This window comes from Primorskyibacter sp. S87 (assembly GCF_049801055.1).
Classification (GTDB): Bacteria; Pseudomonadota; Alphaproteobacteria; order Rhodobacterales; family Rhodobacteraceae; genus JBNAGF01.
The window spans coordinates 419,346-440,386 of sequence record NZ_JBNAGF010000001.1; the positions used below are offsets into that span (position 1 = coordinate 419,346).

Consider the following 21,041-nt stretch of genomic DNA (forward strand, 5'->3'; position numbering starts at 1 on the left):
TTTCCCTCACTTTCGCCGTTTTGCCCTCAATGTCGGATCTTCCTGCGTCGGATCTTCGGGCCAGGGGTGTTTGGGATATTGCGCGCGCATGTCCTTGCGCACGTCTGCATAGGATCCCGCCCAGAAACCGGGCAGGTCGCGGGTAATCTGGATTGGTCGCTGCGCCGGCGAAAGCAAGGTGATTTTCAACGCCACACCGCCCACCTGCGGGTGGCGGGACACACCGAACATCTCTTGCAGGCGCACTGAAATGGACGGAACCTCATCTTCATAGTCGATCGGGATCTTTCGACCCAAAGGTGTCACGAAGTGCGGCGGCGCTCTGCGGTCCAGTTCTTGCGTTTGCGACCAATCCAGCCTTGCGCGCAATGCAGGGAGAAGATCGAAGCTTTTCCAATCACTGGCGCTGCGCAGGCCGGAGAGGTGCGGCAACAGCCAGTTCTCGATATCTGACATCAATCCCTCCGGCGAGAAATCCGGCAGGTCCATACCATCGGCCCGCGACAGCTCTACCCGAGCGGCAAGGCGGCGCGCGGCGGCAGAGAAGGTGAGGCCCAGATCCCGGACACCGTCCAGCATGGCCCATGCAACCATGTCCTCGGGCGCGTCCTTCCAGATCCGGTCCTGCAGGGTTATGGCGCCAAGCCGTTCCTGCCTGCGAGCAGCAACCCGGCGATCCCGCTTTGACCAGATGCAGGTCTCCACCCATTCTAGCTGGTCTTGAAATAGATCCCGCAATTCCGCTTCGGAAATCTGTGCGGCCAATCGCACTTTTGCTTCGCGTGGGTTTCCGTCCGTATCGACAGCCACCAGATACGGCGCGTTTGCCAGCGTGTCATGCGCATCCAGCACGGCCCCCTTGCCGCCAGACAATACAAACCGCGGTGTATCGCCCTTGCGGCGTTGTCCCACGCGGTCGGGATAGGCCAGAGCCGCCATGGTGGCGGGCGCCATGCGCCCATTCGAGGCAGGTGCGGATTTGCGCAGGCGCGCGGTTTCCGTCCTGATCCGGTCCAAAGCGCCAGGGTGGATCTGGTAGGGCCGTTCTTTTCGGAACGCGCGGGCATCCCGCAAAGCTTCCATCCTCAAGGCAAGATCGCTTGGCGCCCCCCTGAGCGGGTCGCGTTCACCCAGCAAAGCCGCCAGAGGCGCGGCCTGCTCACCTGCGGTGGTCAACATATGGGCCAGTCTTGGGTGCAGCGGAAGCCGCGCCAACTCCCGGCCGTGACCGGTGATCCGGTCCTGTTTGTTCAGCGCTCCGAGCAGCCGCAACAGTTTTCGGGCCTCGGACAGAGCGCCTTCGGGCGGCTGTGTAAGGAACGGGAGGTCTTGGGCTTCGGCACCCCATTGCGCCAGTTCGAGCGCCAGCCCGGTCAGATCAGCTGCTTCGATTTCAGCCGGTGGAAATGCAACAAGCGCGCCTTCTTCGCCCTTTGACCACAGCCTGTAACTGACCCCCTGGGCCACACGGCCCGCGCGGCCGCTGCGCTGGGTCGCTTCGGCGCGGGTCACTTTCTCGGTGACAAGCCGGGACATACCCGAACCCGGGTCAAACCGGGCGCGTCTTGCCTGCCCCATGTCGATCACCACACGGATGTCCTGAATGGTCAGCGATGTTTCGGCAATCGACGTTGCCAGAACAACCTTGCGGCTATGCGTTTCGGGTGCAATGGCGGCGCGTTGCTCGGCAAAGGGCAGGGCACCGAACAATGGGCGCAATTGGCAACGGCCGGGCAAGCGGGCATGCAGCGCCTTTTCGGCGCGACGAATTTCGCCTTCGCCCGGAAGGAAGACAAGAATGCCTCCCTCTGTCTCCTGTTCCGCTTTCACGACGAGATCCACCAGCGCATCCAGTTTCCGCGCCTGTGAAGGCAGCGGACGGTCAAGCCAGCGGATCTCTACCGGATAACTCCGGCCCTGCGAACTGACCAGAGGGGCTTGCATCACCCGGCTCACGGGTTCGGCATCCAGTGTGGCCGACATGGCCAGCAGGACAAGATCATCGCGCAAGGCACCGGCGACCTCGAGGCTCAGCGCCAGTCCAAGATCGGCATTCAGTGAGCGTTCATGGATCTCGTCAAAGATCACGGCCCCGATACCGGGAAGATCCGGGTCGGATTGCAGCATCCGTGTCAGGATGCCTTCGGTCACCACCTCTATCCGTGTGGCGCCAGAGACTTTGGTCTCACCCCGCATCCGATAGCCGACCTGTTGGCCCACGGGTTCACCAAGTGTTTGCGCCATGCGCTCTGCGGCGGCCCGCGCGGCCAGCCGACGCGGCTCGAGCATGAGAATGCGGCCGGACACGAGGCACGACTCGAGCATGGCCAGCGGCACACGCGTTGTCTTGCCGGCGCCGGGCGGAGCTTGCAAAACGGCGCGACCGCTTGAGCGCAGCGCCTCAAGCAATTCAGGCAGAGCATCTTCTATCGGCAGGCGGGTCATTGTCAGCCTTATCGATCAAGCAGCAGCAGAGATCTAGCGCCGCACAAGCGTCACCGTCCCGCGCGAGGACCGCACCACAGCACGGTCCATTCGCATGGCGTCTTGCACCGGGGCGTATGTGACTTCGAAGGTGAATTCACGGCCGTCATTCAGTTGTCGTTCGGAATAGCCACCCAATCGGACAAACTTGCCGGAGCAGATAACCTGATCGTCTTCCTTCCGCCTGTCCTTCATCATCAGTCGGGTCCGCCGGGCGCCGTCAAATACGATGCGGTCGATGTTGCAGAGTTCCAGAGTATTCTGGTCGCGTGCAGCCATGAACATCGCGGTCAGCGGGTCCACTGTTCCGCCTTGCTTTTGCGGGTCAAGCACCTCGCGTTCCTCGTCGCCCAACGATCCGCCTGTCAGCCGCGGCACACCAGCGGTGTAGTCCAGACGGGCCGATGATTGCCGCCGCCCGGTATCGAGCTCTTCGGCGTAGAAAACCGGTGTGAACTGCCCATCCTGTCGTGCGCCGCCCGAGCTGAGATCGAAATGCACTCTGCCGACAAGATCGACGATACCAGTCGTTCTAAAGCGGGCCGTTGCGGAATAGCGGTCAACAGAATTCGTGCCGCCAATCTGGAATTCACCCAGCTTGATGCCAAAGATCTTAACGTCGAACAGAGCCTCCGTCGTCCGTTCGGCAGCGGCGGGAAACGCTCCGATCGCGAACAACGCCAAGGGCCACAACAACCGACGCATTCCTGCGCTCCTTTCACCACTGGACAACCCGGACAGCTCTACGGCAAGTATCGCAAAATGCCAAAGGGTAAGACGATGGACATCTCAGAACTCGGTGACAAGATCCTGAACGGCGACCGTCGGGCTCTGGCGCGGGCGATCACACTGGTAGAAAGCAAGCGCGCAGACCACCGCGGGCAGGCCACAGCGTTGATCGAGTATCTGTCCCGGGCCGGTCGACAGGCGCTGCGGATCGGGTTGTCGGGTACTCCCGGAGTGGGAAAATCCACCTTCATTGAGAGTTTCGGCATGGTTCTGGTCAAACAGGGGCTTCGGGTTGCCGTTTTGGCCGTCGATCCAAGTTCGGCTCGGTCGGGTGGTTCTATTCTTGGCGACAAAACCCGGATGGAGCGCCTGTCCCGGGAGCGAAATGCCTTCATTCGTCCGTCACCCAGCCAGACGCATCTGGGCGGCGTTGCCCGTCGAACTCGCGAAGCGGTCGCGCTGTGCGAGGCGGCGGGGTTCGACGTCGTGCTGATCGAAACCGTTGGGGTGGGGCAATCCGAAACCGTTGTAGCAGAGATGTCGGACCTGTTCCTGCTGCTGATTGCCCCGGCCGGGGGCGACGAACTGCAAGGCGTCAAACGGGGCATTATGGAGATGGCTGACCTGATTCTCGTCAACAAGGCAGACGGGGATCTGAAACCGGCAGCAACCCGGACCTGTGCCGATTACGCCGGTGCGCTCAGGCTGTTGCGCAAACGGCCGCAGGACCCGCAGGGGTATCCCAAGGCGATGATGGTTTCCGCGCTTGTCGAGGATGGGCTGGAGGCCGCATGGGACGAGATCCTGACCTTGGCAAACTGGCGAAAAGAGAATGGCCATTGGCAATCCAACCGCGCCACACAGGCCCGATACTGGTTCGATCAGGAAGTCAGGCAGGCGCTGCTGGCCCGGCTGAACTCGTCCGGGGCGCGGGCCGAAATGGAGCGGTTCGGTGAGGATGTGGCTCACGGTCGCCTGAGCCCGGCAGCTGCCGCAGAACAAATGCTCAACCGCCTCTCGGATGTCTGAGACCTCGGCCATCCTGCATAATTCCTGACCGATATTATCGCGCCTGCCGGCCTGAAGGACGCCGTAGAACGGAAAGGCAAATGGGATTCCGGCCTGCGCCACCGAATTCCGGTTGTTGCGGCGGCAAAAGGCAAAGAATTCGTGCCACCCGTCTTGACCCTTCCAGCGATTCCTCCTAAACGCATCCAACCAGTTTTCGGGCGCGTCCACCGGCCGCGCCCCTTGTGATTTGGCAGATAGCTCCGAAGCCTGCCACCAGATACGAAGGAAGAAGCCCATGTCGCGCCGTTGCGAACTGACCGGAAAAGGCCCGATGACTGGCAACAATGTCAGCCACGCCAACAACAAAACCAAGCGTCGTTTTCTGCCGAATTTGAACGATGTTACGCTGCAGTCGGAAACACTGGGCCGTGGCGTCAAGCTGCGCATCTCGGCCGCCGCTCTGCGTTCCGTCGACCACCGCGGTGGTCTCGACGCGTTCCTGGCCAAAGCCAAGGACGAAGAGCTGTCGGCAAACGCGCTGAAAGTCAAAAAAGAGATCGCCAAGGCACAGGCCGCTGCGGCCTGATTCGCACAGCGGATCCGGGACGGTAATCCGACCCACTGGCATCTTTTGGAAACCCCGCCATTGACGCGGGGTTTTTTCATGTCCGTTGCCGTTTTGGACTGACAGGTCGAATTGGTCGCAACCCGATCGGATTGCGGAGGCCGGCGGCAGAGGCCTATATCAGTTCTGATGCATTCGATGCTGCGCATAACGCTGGGCCTTTTCCTTGGCCTCTCGGTCAGCCTGACCGGGCTGGCGGTTGCGTCTACACGTGGTCTGGACCAGTCGCTCGGACAGGTGGAGCTGTGCACCGGCAGCGGGCCTGTCATTGTCTATCTCGACGAAGATGGTCAACCGGCGGCACCGCCGCACTACTGCCCCGAGTTTGCATTGAACCTGCTGGCGGCGCTGGATGTGCCGACGATAACCACCGAAGCGGTTTCAGCCCGTTTGATTCCCGTGGTTATTCCGGTCGTTCTGAGCCTGACCGGAAGGGATGTGATCCGCGCCTCCGCCCGTGGTCCGCCCCAGCCTGTCTGATCAACCTACCTCGAAAAAACTCAGACAGAAAATAGGAGAGACACGATGTCTTTCAAACACAGTTTTGCCGCCGCGATTGCTTGCGTATTCCTTGCGACCTCGGCCATTGCTGGCGATGCGTCAATCATGATCGACGATCCTTACGCCCGCGCCTCGACGAAAATGTCGACATCCGGAGCGGCCTTCATGACGGTCATGAACCACGGCTCGGAAGATGACCGTTTGGTGTCCGTCCGTTCCGAAGTTGCCGACCGGACCGAGTTGCATACCCATCTCGAAGATGCGAACGGCGTTATGAAGATGGTCCATGTAGAGGAAGGGTTTTCCATTCCCGCAGGCGGCAGTCATGCCTTAGCGCGCGGTGGTGACCACGTGATGTTCATGGGATTGCGCCAGCCGTTCGCGCAGGGAGATCAAATTCCGGTAACCCTGATTTTTGAAAAGGCGGGTGAAATCACCATCGACATCCCGGTGGATCTTGAACGCAAGCCGATGCATGGCGGCGGTCATATGAAACACGGTGCCCAGAAAACTGACGGCTAATCCTTTCAGAGGGTGGAGGCCGGGCGGATTGCCCGGCCTGCTCCGTCACAATGGTTTGGGAAACTACCTCGTGCCCATAAGATCGCTTACCCAGCGGGGAACAGTCTCGGTGGCTGGTCCGAAACGTGTTTCATCGAACGCAGACACCACATCGGAGGGTTCAAGGTTGAGCTCGAACGTTTGGGCGCCAACAGCGAGCGCCTCATGCACGAAGGCCGCGGCCGGATAGACTTGCCCCGACGTCCCGATGGCGGCAAAAAGCTCGCACTCGGCAAGGTGCACATAGATCTGATCCATGAAATACGGCATCTCCCCGAACCAGACAACATCGGGTCTAGCGGTCGGCTCCTGGCAGGCAGGGCAGGGCTGTCCCACGCGCATTTCTTCCGGCGCCTGCCATCGGTGACGGCAGGCAGAACACAGCGCTCCTGCAAGGGTGCCGTGCATATGCAGTACATCTTCGGCCCCACCGGCCTCGTGCAAACCGTCAACATTCTGCGTCACAATCACAACCTCATCGGGCCATTCCCGCTGAAGCAGTGCTAGTGCCATGTGGGCCGCGTTTGGGCTTGCTTTGGCTGCATGCGTCCGCCGGGTGTTGTAAAAACCCTGAACCAGTTCGGGGTTGCGGGCAAAGCCTTCGGGCGTTGCCACGTCCTCGATCCGGTGCTGAGACCACAATCCGCCTTCGTCACGGAACGTGCCCAATCCGCTTTCGGCGGAAATTCCTGCGCCGGTCAGTATGACGATCTTTCCCATCGCTGTTCCCTTGGCTACACCGGCGGGCAAAGGAGCCATTGATGACCCAACCTGCCAACTGCCGAATCCTGTTTGTCTGTCTTGGTAATATCTGCCGCTCGCCCACTGCCGAAGGAGTTTTTCGCTCGGCGGTGCCAGAAGCCGATGCCGACAGTGCCGGTACTGCCGGCTGGCATGTGGGAAACCCGCCTTATGGCCCAATGCAGGCGGCAGCACAGGCCCGAGGCTATGACTTGTCCGAATTGCGCGCACGTACGGTTCAGGCCCGGGATTTCTCGGAGTTTGATCTGATCCTGGCGATGGATGAGAACAACCTGGCCGATCTGGAGCGGCTGCGCCCGTCGCCCGATGGGGCACCGGTCAGACTGCTGACCGAATTCGGATCGGGCCTCTCCGATCATGTTCCTGATCCCTACTACACCCGGGATTTCGACGCGGCGCTCGACATTATCGAAGACGCGGTCTCAGGGTTGAAGCAGGCGCTTGAGCGCGGATTAGTTTAAGAAAACTCAAAACTCGAAATTTCTTGGTTCCGATCCGAACAGGCCACAGCTGACCAAACCTGGCCCTCGCACCTGGTCAGGAGTCGATGATCCGCAGATCGCGTTGCAGCCACGGCAGCCGGGCAAGGGCGGGGTCGATCATCTGTGACTGCACCAGACGCCGCATAGTGTCTGCGACATCTCGCGGTACAGTGTCCGACCAGTCGGCACCCGCGAACAGCGAGATTGTGCGCGAAAAGGTGGCAAAGGGCACCGGAAAGGCGTCGATCTGGTCGTGGAACCGACCCGAACGCATATAGCCGAGCGGCGTTGTCAACGCCCAGCCGATGCGGCGCGCGACCATTGCGGTCAACGCGAGATGAGATCCGATTTCGAACCGTTCTTCGAAACTTAACTTGTGCCGGGCCAGTTGCGCCTCGATCAGTTGGCTGATCAACTGCTCCCTGTGGTAACGCAAAAGCGGCAGTCCGGAGAGGGCTTCCATGATGTTGTCGCCCTTTTGAATAGCGCCTTTTGGCGCAATCAGGATGAACGGGTCACGCACCAGAGGATACTCGATGACACCTTCGATCATTTCGCCAGAACTTGCCGCCACTGCGATATGAAAGGCGCGTTCCCGCATGGCCGAAGTGATTTCGAGACTGGGGGCGGTGATGAATTTGAACCGGCATTTGGTCAGGCTGTCGGCAAGTATCGTTACCAGTCTTGGGGTGAGGTCATTGTCGAAATCGTCGATCAGGCCGATGGTCAGGGAACTCAGATGGGTCAGATCCATCACGGTCAACTCACTCTGTGCCAGCCGTAGTTCACTGAGCACCGACTCGGCCCGCGCCAGATACGATCGGCCGGCTGGCGTCAGCCGCATTGGTCGTTTGCCGTGGTCCACCAGATCGATCCCAAGGGCGCGTTCAAGATTGCGGAGCTGTTGGCTGACCGCTGGTTGGCTCAAACCCGTGAGATCCGAGGTCTGAGCCACGGATCCGGTCTTGGCAAGCGCTTCGAACACTTCCAGACCCCGCAATGTAACGCCCTTAATCAGCATCGGGCATCCTTCCGATGTTTTTCATTTATTGAAACTGTCATGCCCTTGGGTCAAGGCCTGATCCGTCAGGAGTTAGACCATGAACACCATCATAGCTGATCTCGAAACCGTTAGGTCACCGTAGGTCGCGCCGGCCCTTACACCAGTGCGGCAACGAAATGCCAAAGACATGGGCCGGGCACTGTTGGATGATGGCGGTGCGGCTGAAGTTCAAACGACAAGCCCTACCCGAACTGGGCCGGACCACTCCCGAGATTGCACAATACCTTGTCATGGGGAGAATTGACCGCACTGCCGGTATTCGGCTGCGGAATTGTCTGACCGAACGGCAAGGCTCGGTCAGACATGTGGTTGGCGAATGAGCCAGTGCGATGAAAATGCGTGCCAATGCCGCGCGCGAAGGCTCTTGCCGCCTGGACGCTTGCCGCGGCTCAGCTACAGGCTTCGCGGGCGCGTTCTCCGAACGCTTTGTAACGCAGCCACAGCTGCTCATCGCTGCGGCGGTCCGACATCCGGACCTTTTGTGCCTCATGCGGTTCCGAGAACCACTTGGCCACCTTGCGCTGTTCGGATTTGCTCAGGCTGGCATCGGCGACCCGCCCGATGCAGCGGCACAGCTGCGGCGTCGCAGCGGTGCGGTTAGACTGACGACAGGCCCGATCAACGGCGCCCGCCTCGACCGACATCGGAAGGGCGGTGGCCAGAACGGAACTGCACAGAAGGAACGAAAAGAAGTGTTTCATCTGATGCCTCAATGCTTGCCTTGGCAGGAATGCCATCGAATTTCCGGAATCTGCCGTCCCGGTATTTTCGCCGGCACTATGACGCAAAGAGTTCTGTCGATCAATCTTTTCGCTTTGGTTTCAAATTGGACCGGGGCTTTAGGCAACGCCTACTTTGGCTTGTTCGAGCATGTCGGCCTGCAGCGTACCGGTCAGATCGTCGCCGGAAGCCAACAGCGATCGCAACAGAACTCTGGCTTCGTGCCGTCGGAGACTGCGGCGCGCCAAAGGTCCAGGCCGCAAGTTGAGCGTTGCCAGGTCCGGAAAAAACAACGCTCCGGCGGCGGTGCCATAGTCCGGCGGGTGCAATGTTTCGGCGGCGCAACCGTTGGCAAGGATGATGGCGTGGCTTTCCAGCGCAATGTGATGATAACTCAAAGCGCCGCCGGGAATGACGCGTGCCAGCGATGTTTCGGCAAGATGAATTGCCGGGACGAATACTTCTGCGGTTCCGAAAAGCAGTTCGGCAATCGGGGAAGTCAGCAGGATCCGGTGTTGCTGGGAAACCCGCAAGGTGCGGTTTGCGCCCAGCACACCCGGTCTGATTTCGACCGGTGCGAACCGCCCGGCGGCGATGACATCACGGCCGCCGGTCCAGCGGATGTCGACAAGACCGTCATCAAGGGTCATCACCCGGTCGCCTGCCCGAAGGTTTTCGATAGGCCGAAGGCCCGTATCCGTTTCGACCAATGTGCCGGCGGCATAACAGATCGGCGTGGCGTAACTCGCCTGTTCAAAGTCCGGGCCTTCCTGCGCCGAAAGCACCGTCAGCGGCACGCCAACTGGTGGGAAACCGCCGGGACCGCCGATAAATGCAAGTCCCTCGATCGTTGCGTAGGACGGCGAGGAATTCCGAACATTGAAGCCAACAACCTGCCAGTTGTTGACACCGTCCGACAGGATCAGCCCGAATTCAGCCTCGACCACCGTTCCGTCCGCAAAGTTCTGGCCGTCGATACTTTGCGCACCGTTCAGTCGTTGCGACGAATCGTTGTCGCGAAAATCGGTGTCGTCGTCGGTGATTTGAACCTCGCCCCATGCTCCGGAGTTCAGCGTGATGGTTTCGCCGATCAGATGCGAACCATCGCCTTGTGTCACGCCGTCAAGGATCGCGTCACCGGAAATCGTCATCTGGGATTCGCCCAGAACGAATATCGAATAATCAGCCATCAGCCGCCTTGCCTCAGAGCGAACCGGGGGGGCCGGTCAGCCGAACAGCGAAGATCGCAGCCAATTGCGCCGAATCTATGGAAGTCCTTGGCCCTGATTTCGACATATCCGGCGTTTCTGGTGGTGTGTCTTCCCGGCTTGACGCTTGCTGCGTTCCCAGCCATATCCCTGCCATGACTGACCTCGCCCATATCCGCAATTTCTCCATCGTCGCCCATATCGACCATGGCAAATCCACGCTCGCCGACCGGCTCATCCAAGAGACCGGGACGGTGAAGGATCGCGATATGAAGGAACAGCTGCTTGACAGTATGGATATCGAGCGCGAGCGGGGCATCACCATCAAGGCCAACACCGTTCGCATCGACTACACTGCCGATGATGGCGAGGAATACGTGCTGAACCTGATCGACACACCCGGTCATGTCGACTTTGCCTATGAGGTTTCCCGGTCCATGCGCGCGGTCGAAGGAAGTCTGCTTGTTGTGGACAGCACGCAAGGGGTAGAGGCGCAGACGCTGGCGAATGTCTATCAGGCCATCGACGCCGACCATGAAATCGTGCCGGTGCTCAACAAGATCGATCTTCCGGCATCGGACTGTGACCGCGTCGCCGAACAGATTGAGGATGTGATCGGCATCGACGCGACCGAAGCGATTCAGGTCAGCGCCAAAACGGGGCAGGGCATCCACGAAACGCTGGAAGCGATCGTTCAGCAACTTCCGGCTCCGCAGGGCAACCTCGACGCACCGCTCAAGGCAATGCTGGTGGACTCGTGGTATGACGCCTATCTCGGCGTGATCGTTCTGGTTCGCATCATGGATGGCACTCTGAAAAAGGGCATGCGGGTCAAGTTCATGTCGAACGGAACCCTGCACCACGTCGATCGCGTCGGCGTCTTCCGGCCAGAGATGCAAATGATCGACAGCCTCGGCCCGGGTGAGATCGGCTTTCTCACCGCTTCGATCAAACAGGTCCGCGACACCCGTGTGGGTGATACCATCACCAATGACAGAAATGGCTCGGAGACGGCACTGGACGGCTTCAAACCCGCGCAGCCGGTGGTTTTCTGCGGGCTATTCCCAGTGGACAGCGCCGAATTCGAAGATCTGCGGGATGCGATCGAGAAACTGGCCCTGAACGACGCGTCCTTTTCATTTGAGATGGAGACATCTGCCGCGCTGGGCTTTGGATTCCGCTGCGGGTTCCTCGGGTTGCTGCATCTCGAAGTGATCCGCGACCGGATCGAACGCGAATACGATATCGAGCTGATTACCACCGCGCCCTCGGTGATCTATCACGTCTATATGAAAGACGGTGAGATGATCGAGCTGCACAATCCAGCTGATATGCCCGATCCGTCCAAGATCGACCACATGGAAGAGCCGCGGATCAAGGCCACCATTCTTGTACCGGACGAATATCTCGGTGATGTGCTGAAACTTTGTCAGGATCGCCGTGGCATACAGGAAGATCTGACCTATGCCGGCTCGCGCGCGATGGTGGTTTATGACCTGCCGCTGAACGAAGTGGTGTTCGACTTCTACGACCGCCTGAAATCGGTGACCAAGGGCTATGCGTCCTTCGACTACCAGATGACTGGCTATCGTGAGGACAATCTGGTCAAGATGTCGGTTCTTGTGAATGACGAACCGGTCGACGCGCTTTCGACAATGGTTCACCGCGACCGGGCCGAGCAGCGTGGCCGGGCTATGTGCGAAAAGCTCAAGGATCTGATCCCGCGTCACATGTTCAAAATTCCGATACAGGCAGCGATCGGTGGCAAGGTCATCGCCCGCGAAACCCTGTCGGCGCTGCGCAAGGACGTGACGGCCAAATGCTACGGGGGCGACGCCACCCGGAAGAAGAAGCTGCTCGAAAAGCAGAAGGCGGGTAAAAAGAAAATGCGCCAATTCGGGAAGGTGGACATCCCGCAAGAGGCGTTCATTTCAGCGCTCAAGATGGACAGCTGACACCACCCGACTTCCGAAATTCAGGAGTTCCGGCCGCTGATTCTGCGTTCGCCGGTTTGGTTTTGACGGGTTTTTGCATGGTGTGACGGCGCACCGGCGGAATTCTGTTTATCCCCAGCCAACCTCGTGCAATGCGAAGCTAATCGGACACTTATCCACAGAAAATCCCCAAGCAATTCCAGTGACTTACCCACAAGAAATTGCTTCACTGCCGTCTTTTTTTCTTGCGCGACTCGGTGTCTTTGAGCCAGCCTGACTACAACGCAAGGGGTCGAATGACCCGGCGCGGGACGCGAAGGTCTCTTGGGGCTGGAGCGAGGAAGGGGAGGCAACGAACCAACCTCGTGACGATGGCACCGGGACGCTGGCCGAAACGTCGAAGCCCTTCGGGGTGACGGTGGGAAGGTGGTGCACAAAGCCTTGGCGTGGGCCGGTGGCAGGGTCCATCCGAAAGGATGTCTCAGGTGACCGGTAGGGGGGACGGATCCATTGGATCTGATCCCGCAGCAAAGGTTCTTTGAACCGGAGCAAACCGAATGTGTGTGTCCTTCGGGATATAGACATTCATTGAAGGCGTCAGGATTGTGGCCCCAAGCCACACTGCGAGGACCGCGTCTGAGCACCTGACGTCTTCATTCATTTCTACTTCTATCGAAATACCCCCGAATAGAAACGGGGCCGGTTTGCCAATCGGCAATCCGGCCCCGCGCGTCAGTTCTGCATACCGCGTCTATGCACCTGTTTTGGTGGATATCTGCAGGCGGCACAAAAATCAACAATATGTTGTGCGCTCCACCACATGTCGGCGGTGATGTGGCCAAAACCGCGGCTCAGATCGCCGGGTTTTCGCCGATTTGAAACATCATGCTAATGTTGACCTCTTTCATTTGAGGAGATTTTTCATGGACCCCCAACTTCGCGTTCAATACCTCACCGGGCGGCTCGACAACTATTACTCGATTATGCGAACGACCGTTTTCGCACTCGCCGGGCTCGCCGCGATCATATCCTTTGCACCAGGCAAGGCCGGGATGATGCTTGCGGCTCTGGTCGTAGCTACCACGGCCTTCGGGATTCTCGCGGGAAGTGCTTCATTGAACGACATCGACTGCTTGCGGCAGGATATCGATGAAACAACAGCTCAGACCAACTATGGCCGAAGTGCTATGTCACGCAATGTTGGGGCCCTGAAGCTTGCATCCAACCTGCTGATAGGTTTGGCGGGTCTGGCCGAGGTGATGACAATCTTCTTCTGACGCCGGGGAGGCGACATTGGAGGGGGAGGCTGCCCCTCAGAACTTCCTCTGAATGTCCCGGGCGACGTCTTCGATCGTGTCGCCGGCTTTCGAGATGTCGCGGCCTGCACCCTTTGCCGTCTCGCAGGCGGCGAGGGTGGTCAGGGTCAGGGCGATCAGGATCGCGCGGGTCATGGGATAGCTCCGTTGCTGCTCGACGGCCCTCTTACCAGAGCGTCACGGCAGCGGCCAGAGCCGCTCAGTTCCTTTGCGAAATCATGCCGGTGAGCATGGTCAGCAGGAACAGGACGGATGCGACACAGACAATGGTTGGGCCGGTTGGCGTGTCCAGCCAAAACGCCGCCCACAACCCTCCGAGCGCGGCCAGCGATCCGATGCCCGCAGCGCCGAGCGCCATTGCCTCGGGGGTGCGGGCCAGTGGGCGGGTGGCTGCTGCCGGAATGACCAGCAATGACGCGATCAGCAGGATCCCGACGACTTTGATGGCGACGGCGACGACCAGCGCCAGCGTGAGGGTCAGGGCAAAGGACTCGCGGCGTGGATCAAGCCCGCTCGCACGGGCGAGGTCAGGGTTTAGCGTCACTGTCAGCAAGGCCGACCATCGCCAGCCAACGATAGCCAGAACCAGTGCTGTCCCACCCCAGATCGTGCCAAGATCGGCTTTGTTCACTGCGAGAATGTCGCCGAAGAGAAAGGCCATCAGATCAAGCCGCACGTCAGATAGCAACGCCACGGCCACCAGCCCGGCAGCCAGTGCAGTGTGGGCAAGCACGCCCAGAACCGTGTCCATCGCATAGCCGCGGCCGGAAAGCGCAGAAACGGCTGTTGCCATAGCCAGAGCGGCGGCCAGAATCGCAGGTAAAACAGGCAGCGAAAAAGCCAGGGCGATAGCGACACCAAGGATGGCGGCATGGGCCGTAGCCTCTCCGAAATAGGCCATTCGGCGCCAGACGACAAAACAGCCGAGCGGTGCGGCTGCCAGCGCCACGCCGAGCCCGGCGAGTGCTGCGCGGACCATGAAATCGTCGAGCATCCCCTCAGGCATCCTGTGTCTCCGCACCATGAGGATGATCGTGAGGATGGTCGTGATAATGATCGTGGTCGCAACCGTCATGGGAATGGGCATGCTGGTGACGGTAAAGCGCCAGTGCCCCTTTGGTCCCCGATCCGAACAGGGCGCGGTATTCGGGCGCACTGGCTACAATTTCCGGTGTGCCCTGACAGCAGATATGTCCGTTCAGGCACAACACTCGATCCGAGGCGGCCATGACGACGTGAAGGTCGTGGCTCACCATCACCACCGCGCAACCCAGTTCCTGCCGAACCGTTTCGATCCTGCGATAGAACGCGGCTGCGCCCGGCTGATCCAGACCTTGGGTTGCCTCGTCCAGCAACAGCAGCTGGGGGCGTTCAAGCAGCGCGCGCGCCAGAAGAACCCGTTGGAACTGTCCGCCGGACAGATCTGCAAGCTGCCGAGATCCAAGATCCGGCACGCCAGCCTGCTCGAGCGCGTTGAAAGCGTCGGTTTCCGAAACCCGGCGGGGCAGGCCAAGGAACCGCTGCACGGTCATCGGCAGAGAGGCATCCACCGCCAGTTTCTGGGGTACGTATCCGATGCGAAGCCCTTTGCTGCGGTTCACGCTTCCCTGTTCCGGCGTCACCGCCCCGATCAACGTGCGCAGAAAGGTTGACTTGCCCGACCCGTTCGGGCCCACCACCGTCACGATCTCGGCGGGGTGGATATCGACACTGACGTCATGCAGCACAGGCGTGCGGTCAAGCCGGACGGCAAGATCCCGAACCGCGATCAGCGGCGCATTCATGTCTCGGCTCCCGCACAGGCAGGGCACAACCCCTCTGCCTCAACCACGATTCTTTCAATGGTAAACCCGGTCTCGGCGGCAGCCGTGCCAAGCCGACCCTGTTCGAGTTCGGTGATGGCCTCGGCGACCAGTCGGCAGTTGCGACAGACAAGGAAAGCCGGCACATGGGCATCCTGAGGATGGGCGCAGGCCGTGTAGGCGTTGAGCCGTTCGATCCGGTGCGCAAAGCCATTCTGAACAAGGAAATCCAAGGCACGGTAGGCAACGGGGGGCTGCGATCCCAATCCATCGGCAGCCAGCAGTTCGAGTATGTCATAGGCCCCTATAGCCCGATGTTCCCGCAACAAGATCTCCAACACCCGACGACGAACCGGGGTGAATTGCAGTTTGCGGTTCGTACAGTGAGCCTCGGCCAGTTCCAAAGCGCTGTGGATACAGCTGGCGTGATCGTGCTGGTCGAATCCGATGGTGGTTACTGGATTTGTCACAGGGCGCAGTTCCGTGGTTCAGATTGTGTATTGATATGTTATAACATCCCGACTATCACCCGGCGGCATCTGTTACAAGATAACATTATCCTGCGTGAATGAGGTCTCCATGTTGCGCCGCCACCTGACTGCCCTGCTTCTAACGTTCGTTGGAGCGGCCCCGGCCGTTGCAGATGTACCGCGTGTGGCTGTCGATATTCCTCCGGTTCACGGGCTGGTTTCGATGGTGATGGACGGTGTCGGCGAGCCGGACTTGCTGATGCGCCCCGGAGCCTCGCCACATGGATACGCCATGCGACCGTCAGAGGCCCGTGCCTTGCAACGCGCTGACGCAGTTGTCTGGATCGGGCCAGAGCTTACGCCTTGGCTGGAACGGCCAATGTCTTCGCTCGCAGGTGGTGCAGTCGATCTGCCCCTTTTGAATCATCCTGTCACCCGGGTGTTGGATATCCGGGACGCTCTGGAAGCGGGCCCGCCATCCGAAAATGAAGGTCATGGTGATCATGATGGTCACAGCCTTGACGACCATGACCATGATCACCACGACCATGGCAGCCTAGATCCGCATGCATGGCTTGATCCAGCCAACGCAAAGGCATGGTTGCCGTTGGTCGCAGAATTGCTTTCCGGTCTGGACCCGGAAAATGCCGACGTCTATGCCGAAAACGCGCGGCGCGCTGTTGCGCAACTGGAGATGATTTCCCGTGACACCGAGCTTCTGCTGGCCTCGATGCAGACCAGGAAATACGTAGGGTTTCACGATTCTCTGCATTACTTCGAAGCCCGTTATGGTCTTCAAACCGCCGGAACATTGGCCCTGAGTGACGCGCAGGATCCCAGTCCGGCACGCATGGCCCGGATGAAGACCGAGCTTGCTGGCTCGGGGATTTCATGCGCCTTCTCCGAGCCGCAGTTTGATCCCGGTCTTTTGGAAGTGGCTTTGGAAACGGCCGAGATTCCGATTGTCGAGATAGATCCGGTCGGCAGGGATTTCGCGCTGGGGTCTGACTTTTACCCGGAATTGATCCGCTCGGTAGCTGCCAGCTTTGCCCGGTGTGCCGACGCTAAATGAAAGCCATGCAAGCTGCTGCAATCCAAGGGTTACAGGGGCGCGATCAGACGGCGATCTTGCCGCCGCCACGTTTGGTCACAACCACGATCGACGGGCGCGGAGGCATGTCGTCCCGGAAATCTGGCCAGCGGGTGGCCGGATCTTCGAATGTCGAGGCGCGTTCGAAGCCTTTGAGTGCGCGCGTTCCATCTGTGCCGGGATGTTGAACCGCAAGAAACAGGGTTTCACCGTCTGGCGCGAAGCGCGGGCCGCATAGCTCGGCACCAACCGGGCACCGAAAAAACAGTTTGGCGTGTCCGCGCAACGCACCTTCGGTCTCGACACTGTAGAGACCGTCTGACTTTCCGGTCTTGTTCCACCTGCTGCCCTGATCGGTCGCCACCCAGAGCCTTCCATCGGCGTCGATTTCGCAATTGTCGGGCGAGGCGAACCAACCGTCGTGGCTGGTTTCGGGGTTCCACATCGCCCCGACATCGGCAGCGGCAGGATCCCCGCATTTAACAAGGATCGACCATGTGCCGCGCAACGCCGCGTGGTCGCCATCCTGCTCGCTGATTGCGATGATATGGCCAAAACGGGATTTTGCCCGGGGATTGGCGGCGTCGACCTGCCCGGGCTTGCGGCGGGAATTGTTGGTCAGCATGACAAAGGCGGTGCCATCGCCGCGTGGCTGGACATCTTCGGGCCGATCCATGGGTGTAGCCCCCAGCGCGTCGGCCGCCAGCCGCGAGTCGATCAGGACATCGGCCTGACTCTCGAACCCGTTTTTTGGTGTCAGCGGCCCATGGCCATGAACAAGCGGCAGCCAGTGCAGTGACCCGTCTGCATCGAACCGTGCCGCATACAGGATACCGTCGCTGAGTAGTCTGGAATTGGCAGAGCGGTCCTCGGACACTGTGCCGTTGGACACATATTTGTAGACATAGTCAAACCGGGCATCATCACCCATGTAAACGACCAGCTGCCCGGTCCGGGCAATCGTGGTTTCAGCGCCTTCATGCCGGAACCGGCCCAGTGCGGTATGCTTTACCGGCGGCGCATCCGGGTTTCGCGGGTCGACTTCAACAACCCATCCGAACCGATTGGATTCGTTCGGCTCTCGATCAATGTTGAACCTGTCGTGGAACCGGCCCCACGCATACCAGCCTCCCGGGATGCCATAGCGTTTCTTGGAAGCCGAATCAGCATGTCCTGACAGGTCGGGCCTGCCCTCGGCATCTCTTGTGTCGGTCCAGAAATAACCGTGGAAATTCTCTTCTGCCATCAGCCAGGTGTCCCAGGGGGTCATCCCGCCCGCGCAGTTGTTGAGCGTTCCGACAACAGAGCGGCCTGATGAATCTTCGCTGGTTGTCATCCGTGCATGCCCTGCCGCCGGACCGTCGATGTCCATCCGCGTTGTCAGAGGCGTGATCCGACGATTCATCCGGCTTGAACGAACCACAGACCATTTGCCATCCGTGGCGCGCGCAACCTCGACAACACTGCCGCCATGGGCGGCCATTTCAATGTCGGCAAGCGCGGGACTCATGCCGGCGAAATTGTCCTTGTCCTGCCTGCCAAGGCCGGGGAACATCATCTCTTCGTTGGTGTATTCGTGATTCACGCAAAGCAGACCACGGCTGCCGTCTTCGTTCAGAGGTGTGAAGCCGACAAAGTCGTTGTTGTACCCGAATTGCCCCAGCTGGGCTTCGACGGTTTGGTTCATCACGTCGAACTCAGGTGCATCAGCAAAAATCGGGTCGCCCCAACGCAGAAGGATGTTGGCGTCGTAGCCGTCAGCCACGTGATGCGTTTCGTCGTTGCCCGCACCCAGCTCGTCAAACCGGAAGCGCGACTCGCTACTACCCGAAGCACAAGCCGGTTGCGGTAAAACGGCCGCGGAGCCGAACAATGCCGCCGAGGCCGATACGCCCAGCACCCCGCGCAACAGGTCGCGACGTCCGAAGCGGTCTTGAATCACGTCCCCGATGGTATTCAATGGGCCGGGGTTGAGCGGAATGTCGTCAAAGGCTTCGTAGGCCTCCGCTTTGTTGCCGATGTCGGGGTCGTTGATGATGTCCTTGCGATCCATGAGGAGTGGTCTGCCCGGTGGTTGATGGATGTCGGATATGTCTAGCGGTCGCGCAGGACCTGTCGAGGTGAATTGGGAAAGCCGGAGGTTTTACTCGGCGATCCGAAAGCCTTCGATCAACTGACGCAAGCCGAAGGCGGCCCCGGCAAAGATCGACAGGAAGGTAACTGGCGCACTGATCGCAAGCAGGCTGAAGGCGGACATGCCTTGCCCGACGGTGCATCCCATCGCCAGAACCGCGCCGACCCCCATGATGCCCGCGCCCAGAATCTGGCGTCGCAGTTCGCGGGGATCCTCACAGGCCTCCCACCGGAAATGGCCTTTGATCAGCGATCCGATGAACGCACCGCACCAGACACCGGCAATCGAGCCCACGGCAAAAGAGATCGGGCGGAGGCTTCCGGTCATGGAATAGAGAATCGTTTCACCCACCGGCGCCGAAAAACTGTGCGACACCACTGGCAAGGCTTCGAACCCGTTATCCGCCACCCATTGGGTTCCTGCCCAGCCCGAGATGATCGCCATCCCCACGACGACGGACCAGAAAACAGCGCTGAAATCGCGACGCAGCTCGCGCGACCAAAGCGCGGCCGCGACGAAGAAAAGGCCCACCGCGACCCCGATTGTTGAAACCGACAACCCGGTCAACACCGCAGCATGATGGGCCAGGCCGGGTGGAACCTCCGACGTTACTTCGACCTGTTCAAAGAAGAAGTTCCGAACCGGGGCCAGCGGTCCGCTGAGCACTACATAGGTCGAGACACCCATCACCAGCACGATCACGAAGGAGCGCAGGTCGCCTCCGCCCAGCCGTGCAATGGCGCCGTAGCCGCAATTTCCGGACAGTGCCATTCCATATCCAAACATCAGCCCGCCAACAATTGAGGCCATCGGCATCCAGCGGATCGACAGATAGAAACTCTGTCCCGGGTCGAGCAGGCCGAAACCGATCAGCGAAAAAGACCCGATCACAGCGGTTCCAATCGCCAGCGCCCACATGCGCAATCGGGTGTCCGAACCGCCATAGAGAAGATCTTCGATCGCGCCGAGCGTGCAGAACCGTCCCAGCCGGGCGGCAAGACCGAGCAATATGCCACCGATCAGGCCGATTGCGGCCACGGTCTGATGATCTGTCAGAAACTCTGGCATGCCACTTCCCCCGCCGGCCTCCGGAACTCATTCACGATGCTGCATACGGGGCAGGTGGTCAAGCCGAGAGGCAGGCGGAGCCAATCAGGGTGGCCGCAAGATCCGTGTTGAAGAGTTGTAGCCCTAGTCGTTCTTTGCCTCGTCCTGTGCGCAGAACAGGTCGTAGACAACCTCGAGAATACGGCGCGGACGTTCGTCGGCGAGACTGTAGTAGATTGCCTTGCCATCTCGGCGCGGCACGACAAGACCTTCCAGACGCAGGCGCGACAGTTGTTGCGATACCGCGGCTTGCCGGGCTGAAAGCAACTCTTCCAACTCTGTCACCGACTTCTCTCCGGTCACAAGATGACACAGGATCATCAATCTGCCCTCGTGGCTGATCGCCTTGAGGAAGTTCGATGCCGTGGTGGCGTTGGTGACCATCTTGTCCAGTTCGTCCTCGGACATGTCTGTCGAAAACTGAGGAAGTCCCATCTGTCCTGCTTTCCCTGACCCGGACCTGTTCCGGGAGTCATTGAGTCTTGTGTCTTGTTGGCGGTCGGCCACCGATCGCCGTTTATATCATAGATATTTTCAGTTCCACCGCTTCGCGGGGAGAAACCCGCCCGTCGATGTAGGCCTGCATCACTCGTACCCTATCCGCCCGTCGCCTCGAATTGCTCGAATTCGGTCGTGTCTTCGAGCAGCTGTTCCAGCAACGGCCAAAAGAAATCCTCACCCGGATATCCTTCGAGCCGTCCGATTTCCTGCTCGTTCTCGACCACTAAGAACGTCGGGGTGAAAACCACCCGCCGCGAAACCTCGAGATCCGGGGGCATGGCTCGCAGGTCGACTCGCCGCAAGGGGGCAAACCGACCCTCACGCGTCTTCGGATAGGCCGGCGCGATCTCTTCGTTCCAGCGGGCGCACCATTCGCAACCAGTCTGTTCGACCATCACCAGCTCTGCCGCAGCCACAGGCAAGGCGAGGGCAATTGCCAGAAGTGGCGAGAGCAGAGTTTTCAGGACCGGCATAGGGAATCCGTTGACGTTTGGTTGACACACAACATAATTTGAATGTGTGAATGATTCAAGCCGCAGGC

Annotated in this window: 23 protein-coding genes; 9 read left to right on the forward strand and 14 right to left on the reverse strand. The window is 59.9% G+C overall.

All coding sequences use genetic code 11. The features are described from left to right. Positions 1–6: 6 nt before the first annotated feature. Both hrpB and ACP15U_RS02140 read right to left on the reverse strand, forming a co-directional pair. Complete coding sequence (gene hrpB, locus ACP15U_RS02135; protein WP_425043475.1) at positions 7–2,445, reverse strand: ATP-dependent helicase HrpB; 2,439 nt, start codon at positions 2,443–2,445, stop codon at positions 7–9. 33 nt (positions 2,446–2,478) lie between these two features. Next, positions 2,479–3,189, reverse strand: a complete 711-nt coding sequence (locus ACP15U_RS02140) for a DUF3108 domain-containing protein (RefSeq protein WP_425043476.1) — start codon at positions 3,187–3,189, stop codon at positions 2,479–2,481. Between the two features lie 75 nt (positions 3,190–3,264). Between ACP15U_RS02140 and meaB the strand changes: the two genes are divergently transcribed. The 4 genes from meaB (at position 3,265) to ACP15U_RS02160 (ending at position 5,872) form a co-directional block, all read left to right on the forward strand. Next, entirely contained in the window at positions 3,265–4,242 is a 978-nt protein-coding gene (gene meaB / locus ACP15U_RS02145) for a methylmalonyl Co-A mutase-associated GTPase MeaB (RefSeq protein WP_425043477.1), read from the forward strand. A gap of 277 nt (positions 4,243–4,519) precedes the next feature. After that, positions 4,520–4,810 (forward strand): 50S ribosomal protein L28, encoded by a 291-nt coding sequence (rpmB, locus tag ACP15U_RS02150; protein ID WP_425043478.1) that lies wholly within the window; start codon positions 4,520–4,522, stop codon positions 4,808–4,810. A 177-nt stretch (positions 4,811–4,987) separates the two neighbouring features. Continuing rightward, positions 4,988–5,329: a hypothetical protein gene (locus tag ACP15U_RS02155; protein ID WP_425043479.1), complete on the forward strand. Its 342-nt coding sequence runs from the start codon at positions 4,988–4,990 to the stop codon at positions 5,327–5,329. A 45-nt stretch (positions 5,330–5,374) separates the two neighbouring features. Continuing rightward, positions 5,375–5,872 (forward strand): copper chaperone PCu(A)C, encoded by a 498-nt coding sequence (locus ACP15U_RS02160; protein WP_425043480.1) that lies wholly within the window; start codon positions 5,375–5,377, stop codon positions 5,870–5,872. A gap of 63 nt (positions 5,873–5,935) precedes the next feature. On the opposite strand, the gene ACP15U_RS02165 is transcribed toward ACP15U_RS02160, so the two are convergent. Further along, positions 5,936–6,631, reverse strand: a complete 696-nt coding sequence (locus ACP15U_RS02165; RefSeq protein ID WP_425043725.1) for an NAD-dependent deacylase — start codon at positions 6,629–6,631, stop codon at positions 5,936–5,938. Between the two features lie 41 nt (positions 6,632–6,672). Between ACP15U_RS02165 and ACP15U_RS02170 the strand changes: the two genes are divergently transcribed. Beyond that, positions 6,673–7,134, forward strand: coding sequence for a low molecular weight protein-tyrosine-phosphatase (locus ACP15U_RS02170; RefSeq protein ID WP_425043481.1), 462 nt, complete (start codon positions 6,673–6,675; stop codon positions 7,132–7,134). Between the two features lie 76 nt (positions 7,135–7,210). On the opposite strand, the gene ACP15U_RS02175 is transcribed toward ACP15U_RS02170, so the two are convergent. Next, entirely contained in the window at positions 7,211–8,176 is a 966-nt protein-coding gene (locus tag ACP15U_RS02175; protein WP_425043482.1) for a LysR family transcriptional regulator, read from the reverse strand. A gap of 158 nt (positions 8,177–8,334) precedes the next feature. Between ACP15U_RS02175 and ACP15U_RS02180 the strand changes: the two genes are divergently transcribed. Beyond that, on the forward strand, positions 8,335–8,538 hold the full coding sequence (locus tag ACP15U_RS02180) for a hypothetical protein (RefSeq protein WP_425043483.1): 204 nt from the start codon (positions 8,335–8,337) through the stop codon (positions 8,536–8,538). Positions 8,539–8,607: 69 nt separating this feature from the next. On the opposite strand, the gene ACP15U_RS02185 is transcribed toward ACP15U_RS02180, so the two are convergent. Continuing rightward, positions 8,608–8,919, reverse strand: coding sequence for a hypothetical protein (locus tag ACP15U_RS02185; protein ID WP_425043484.1), 312 nt, complete (start codon positions 8,917–8,919; stop codon positions 8,608–8,610). A 138-nt stretch (positions 8,920–9,057) separates the two neighbouring features. Continuing rightward, a complete protein-coding gene (locus ACP15U_RS02190; protein WP_425043485.1) occupies positions 9,058–10,128 on the reverse strand; it encodes a Hint domain-containing protein in 1,071 nt (356 codons plus the stop codon). A gap of 173 nt (positions 10,129–10,301) precedes the next feature. Between ACP15U_RS02190 and lepA the strand changes: the two genes are divergently transcribed. After that, entirely contained in the window at positions 10,302–12,101 is a 1,800-nt protein-coding gene (gene lepA, locus ACP15U_RS02195; protein ID WP_425043726.1) for a translation elongation factor 4, read from the forward strand. Positions 12,102–13,003: 902 nt separating this feature from the next. Further along, positions 13,004–13,357 carry a hypothetical protein gene (locus ACP15U_RS02200; protein WP_425043486.1) on the forward strand — a complete coding sequence of 118 codons (354 nt, stop codon included), beginning with the start codon at positions 13,004–13,006 and terminating at the stop codon, positions 13,355–13,357. A gap of 36 nt (positions 13,358–13,393) precedes the next feature. On the opposite strand, the gene ACP15U_RS02205 is transcribed toward ACP15U_RS02200, so the two are convergent. The 4 genes from ACP15U_RS02205 to ACP15U_RS02220 form a co-directional block, all read right to left on the reverse strand. Further along, complete coding sequence (locus ACP15U_RS02205; protein ID WP_425043487.1) at positions 13,394–13,531, reverse strand: entericidin A/B family lipoprotein; 138 nt, start codon at positions 13,529–13,531, stop codon at positions 13,394–13,396. A gap of 64 nt (positions 13,532–13,595) precedes the next feature. Next, positions 13,596–14,390 (reverse strand): metal ABC transporter permease, encoded by a 795-nt coding sequence (locus ACP15U_RS02210; RefSeq protein WP_425043727.1) that lies wholly within the window; start codon positions 14,388–14,390, stop codon positions 13,596–13,598. 4 nt (positions 14,391–14,394) lie between these two features. Then, positions 14,395–15,180 carry an ATP-binding cassette domain-containing protein gene (locus tag ACP15U_RS02215; RefSeq protein ID WP_425043488.1) on the reverse strand — a complete coding sequence of 262 codons (786 nt, stop codon included), beginning with the start codon at positions 15,178–15,180 and terminating at the stop codon, positions 14,395–14,397. After that, positions 15,177–15,668 carry a transcriptional repressor gene (locus ACP15U_RS02220; RefSeq protein ID WP_425043489.1) on the reverse strand — a complete coding sequence of 164 codons (492 nt, stop codon included), beginning with the start codon at positions 15,666–15,668 and terminating at the stop codon, positions 15,177–15,179. The genes ACP15U_RS02215 and ACP15U_RS02220 overlap by 4 nt, the downstream gene beginning before the upstream one ends. A 109-nt stretch (positions 15,669–15,777) precedes the next feature. Here ACP15U_RS02220 and ACP15U_RS02225 point away from each other — a divergent pair, with 109 nt between their 5' ends. Further along, positions 15,778–16,740: a zinc ABC transporter substrate-binding protein gene (locus tag ACP15U_RS02225; RefSeq protein WP_425043490.1), complete on the forward strand. Its 963-nt coding sequence runs from the start codon at positions 15,778–15,780 to the stop codon at positions 16,738–16,740. 43 nt (positions 16,741–16,783) lie between these two features. Here ACP15U_RS02225 and ACP15U_RS02230 read toward each other — a convergent pair whose 3' ends face one another. From ACP15U_RS02230 to ACP15U_RS02245, 4 genes are all read right to left on the reverse strand, one after another. Next, positions 16,784–18,811, reverse strand: coding sequence for a PhoX family protein (locus tag ACP15U_RS02230; protein ID WP_425043491.1), 2,028 nt, complete (start codon positions 18,809–18,811; stop codon positions 16,784–16,786). 90 nt (positions 18,812–18,901) lie between these two features. Beyond that, positions 18,902–19,960 carry a YeeE/YedE family protein gene (locus ACP15U_RS02235; RefSeq protein ID WP_425043492.1) on the reverse strand — a complete coding sequence of 353 codons (1,059 nt, stop codon included), beginning with the start codon at positions 19,958–19,960 and terminating at the stop codon, positions 18,902–18,904. Between the two features lie 123 nt (positions 19,961–20,083). After that, positions 20,084–20,434, reverse strand: coding sequence for an ArsR/SmtB family transcription factor (locus ACP15U_RS02240; protein ID WP_425043493.1), 351 nt, complete (start codon positions 20,432–20,434; stop codon positions 20,084–20,086). 161 nt (positions 20,435–20,595) lie between these two features. After that, positions 20,596–20,973: a hypothetical protein gene (locus tag ACP15U_RS02245; protein ID WP_425043494.1), complete on the reverse strand. Its 378-nt coding sequence runs from the start codon at positions 20,971–20,973 to the stop codon at positions 20,596–20,598. Between the last annotated feature and the right edge of the window lie 68 nt (positions 20,974–21,041).

Excerpts from the sequence above, each read along its gene's own strand:
- ACP15U_RS02170 (WP_425043481.1), top strand. The coding sequence starts at position 6,673 with ATGACCCAACCTGCCAACTGCCGAATCCTGTTTGTCTGTCTTGGTAAT.
- ACP15U_RS02180 (WP_425043483.1), top strand. The coding sequence starts at position 8,335 with ATGCCAAAGACATGGGCCGGGCACTGTTGGATGATGGCGGTGCGGCTG.
- ACP15U_RS02165 (WP_425043725.1), bottom strand. The coding sequence starts at position 6,631 with ATGGGAAAGATCGTCATACTGACCGGCGCAGGAATTTCCGCCGAAAGC.
- lepA (WP_425043726.1), top strand. The coding sequence starts at position 10,302 with ATGACTGACCTCGCCCATATCCGCAATTTCTCCATCGTCGCCCATATC.
- rpmB (WP_425043478.1), top strand. The coding sequence starts at position 4,520 with ATGTCGCGCCGTTGCGAACTGACCGGAAAAGGCCCGATGACTGGCAAC.
- ACP15U_RS02245 (WP_425043494.1), bottom strand. The coding sequence starts at position 20,973 with ATGCCGGTCCTGAAAACTCTGCTCTCGCCACTTCTGGCAATTGCCCTC.
- ACP15U_RS02205 (WP_425043487.1), bottom strand. The coding sequence starts at position 13,531 with ATGACCCGCGCGATCCTGATCGCCCTGACCCTGACCACCCTCGCCGCC.
- meaB (WP_425043477.1), top strand. The coding sequence starts at position 3,265 with ATGGACATCTCAGAACTCGGTGACAAGATCCTGAACGGCGACCGTCGG.
- ACP15U_RS02175 (WP_425043482.1), bottom strand. The coding sequence starts at position 8,176 with ATGCTGATTAAGGGCGTTACATTGCGGGGTCTGGAAGTGTTCGAAGCG.
- ACP15U_RS02210 (WP_425043727.1), bottom strand. The coding sequence starts at position 14,390 with ATGCTCGACGATTTCATGGTCCGCGCAGCACTCGCCGGGCTCGGCGTG.
- ACP15U_RS02155 (WP_425043479.1), top strand. The coding sequence starts at position 4,988 with ATGCTGCGCATAACGCTGGGCCTTTTCCTTGGCCTCTCGGTCAGCCTG.
- hrpB (WP_425043475.1), bottom strand. The coding sequence starts at position 2,445 with ATGACCCGCCTGCCGATAGAAGATGCTCTGCCTGAATTGCTTGAGGCG.
- ACP15U_RS02225 (WP_425043490.1), top strand. The coding sequence starts at position 15,778 with ATGTTGCGCCGCCACCTGACTGCCCTGCTTCTAACGTTCGTTGGAGCG.
- ACP15U_RS02160 (WP_425043480.1), top strand. The coding sequence starts at position 5,375 with ATGTCTTTCAAACACAGTTTTGCCGCCGCGATTGCTTGCGTATTCCTT.
- ACP15U_RS02230 (WP_425043491.1), bottom strand. The coding sequence starts at position 18,811 with ATGGATCGCAAGGACATCATCAACGACCCCGACATCGGCAACAAAGCG.
- ACP15U_RS02200 (WP_425043486.1), top strand. The coding sequence starts at position 13,004 with ATGGACCCCCAACTTCGCGTTCAATACCTCACCGGGCGGCTCGACAAC.
- ACP15U_RS02235 (WP_425043492.1), bottom strand. The coding sequence starts at position 19,960 with ATGCCAGAGTTTCTGACAGATCATCAGACCGTGGCCGCAATCGGCCTG.
- ACP15U_RS02215 (WP_425043488.1), bottom strand. The coding sequence starts at position 15,180 with ATGAATGCGCCGCTGATCGCGGTTCGGGATCTTGCCGTCCGGCTTGAC.
- ACP15U_RS02185 (WP_425043484.1), bottom strand. The coding sequence starts at position 8,919 with ATGAAACACTTCTTTTCGTTCCTTCTGTGCAGTTCCGTTCTGGCCACC.
- ACP15U_RS02140 (WP_425043476.1), bottom strand. The coding sequence starts at position 3,189 with ATGCGTCGGTTGTTGTGGCCCTTGGCGTTGTTCGCGATCGGAGCGTTT.
- ACP15U_RS02190 (WP_425043485.1), bottom strand. The coding sequence starts at position 10,128 with ATGGCTGATTATTCGATATTCGTTCTGGGCGAATCCCAGATGACGATT.
- ACP15U_RS02240 (WP_425043493.1), bottom strand. The coding sequence starts at position 20,434 with ATGGGACTTCCTCAGTTTTCGACAGACATGTCCGAGGACGAACTGGAC.